Raw genomic sequence first — 1,611 nt, 5'->3', positions numbered from 1 at the left:
ACACCTTGTATGGCAAGTGACTGGGGAGGGGCTGGATTAAGTGTTCTTACGTATCGAATAAATGGTAAAGATTATGATATTGAAAGTTCTAACGATGGTGACTTCCTCAATGGGAAAGCATATACGACTTATTTAAGAGATGCTTTTTTTAGTCGTGTTCCTGATAGTAGTAACGTATATACTTACTATTGTTATAAGTCAACGGCAGCTCATTTTTGTTCTCAACAGAATAACAATTGATTAATTTGGCTTGATAGTAGAGTGTTTGTGAGATTGTCTGAGAGCTATGTTCAAGGTGACACTTATAATACTCTAAGAAATACTTACCAATTAAGATTATATATTCACGTATTTTCTTGAGTTTATATCATTCACAGCTAGCAGGTTGAGTAAAATATTTTTCTCAGAATTAATTAGCAAAAAAATAAGCCGCTCTACGTGGCTTATTTTTTATCGTTGCTCAATGAACTCGGGCAGCTATCTTGCTCTCAATCCACTCAGCCACCTCGCTTTCAACCCATGCTACACGTCCCTTTGATAGCTTGACCTGAATAGGGAAAGTGGGGTCATAACGATTCGATCTTTTATCAAGCATGTCATAGATCGTCGTGCTACTAAGCCCTGTATAATGTATGACTTGCTTTAGCGGAAGCATGCGAGGTATTTGTGGCATGCTTGGCGTTGAGGTGTTTTGCTGAGTGTTTACGTTTAAGTTTTCCATGATTATCTCCTTGTAAGTGAATGAGAGCATCACCTCTCATATACTTACCGAGTCCCATATTTTTTTATGGCGTCCTATGCCGTCCAACGACTGTCCTTAGACAAAACAATAAAAAAGGAGCTGAATAATCAGCTCCTTTTTTATGCCTTATATCCTTACCACTGCTTTAACTTATAGCTGTCACACTCTCCCTTAGACTTCTTTCGATATTACCGACATTGTAGGGAGCAATACCATTTTGGGGCCCTCCTTGATGACTACTGTTAGCTTCATCTGTCTCTACTGGATAAAACTCTTCTGCCACATCCAATAGATTATCGCTATCAACCTCAAAGCAAGAATTGACGTAGCCTTGCTTAGCAGCTATCTCTAACGCTGCTTGGTCAAAACCATGTTCACTTAACTCGGCATCAATAGCCCCCGCATCTTGTACTGCTTGCTTCAAAGTCACGTCATCACGTAGCGTCAAATCCACAAAGTAAATTGGAGTACGATAGCTTTGCGTAGTGCTCTTACCTCGGAGCGTGAGTTGTAATGGCAGACAGGACAGCTTATTGCCAGACACCGCTGCAAAGTAGCTGAGCCTTGCTGCCAGTGTACGAATGCTATTGAAACCAGTAGTACGAAAGATGAATGTTCCAAGCTCATCGTCTTCACTAAGATTCACGTAGAGCCTCCCATAGGGCTTACAAGCACCCCCTTGCGCTAGTGGGCAGCGATCGGGTGATGGGCATGGCAGCTGCTCAACACCGTTGCTGGTTCGGCGCTGGCAATGTTCGCCATCGCCTACGCAAAGTGGGCGTCCAGTCTGCCTATCAAATAGCGTGTATTCAGCTCTTAGGTTCAGCTCAGGATCATTGAACAGCAGTCGTACTGGTATTTGTCTTAGC

Annotated in this window: 3 protein-coding genes; 1 reads left to right on the top strand and 2 read right to left on the bottom strand. The window is 42.5% G+C overall.

Annotated elements, in window-relative coordinates; translation table 11 throughout:
- Positions 1–240, top strand: a 240-nt coding sequence (locus ACT3S4_RS14285; protein WP_444761298.1) for a hypothetical protein, incomplete at its 5' end; no start/stop codon positions are given.
- 220 nt (positions 241–460) lie between these two features.
- On the opposite strand, the gene ACT3S4_RS14280 is transcribed toward ACT3S4_RS14285, so the two are convergent.
- On the bottom strand, positions 461–721 hold the full coding sequence (locus ACT3S4_RS14280) for a helix-turn-helix transcriptional regulator (protein ID WP_227675775.1): 261 nt from the start codon (positions 719–721) through the stop codon (positions 461–463).
- A gap of 166 nt (positions 722–887) precedes the next feature.
- The coding region (locus ACT3S4_RS14275; RefSeq protein WP_444761297.1) for a recombination directionality factor at positions 888–1,611 on the bottom strand (724 nt) is incomplete at its 5' end.

It is taken from the genome of Psychrobacter sp. AOP30-A2-5, assembly GCF_052378115.1.
GTDB lineage: Bacteria > Pseudomonadota > Gammaproteobacteria > Pseudomonadales > Moraxellaceae > Psychrobacter.
Note: the sequence above shows the minus strand (reverse complement) of the source record. Positions and strands in the feature narration are given on the sequence as shown.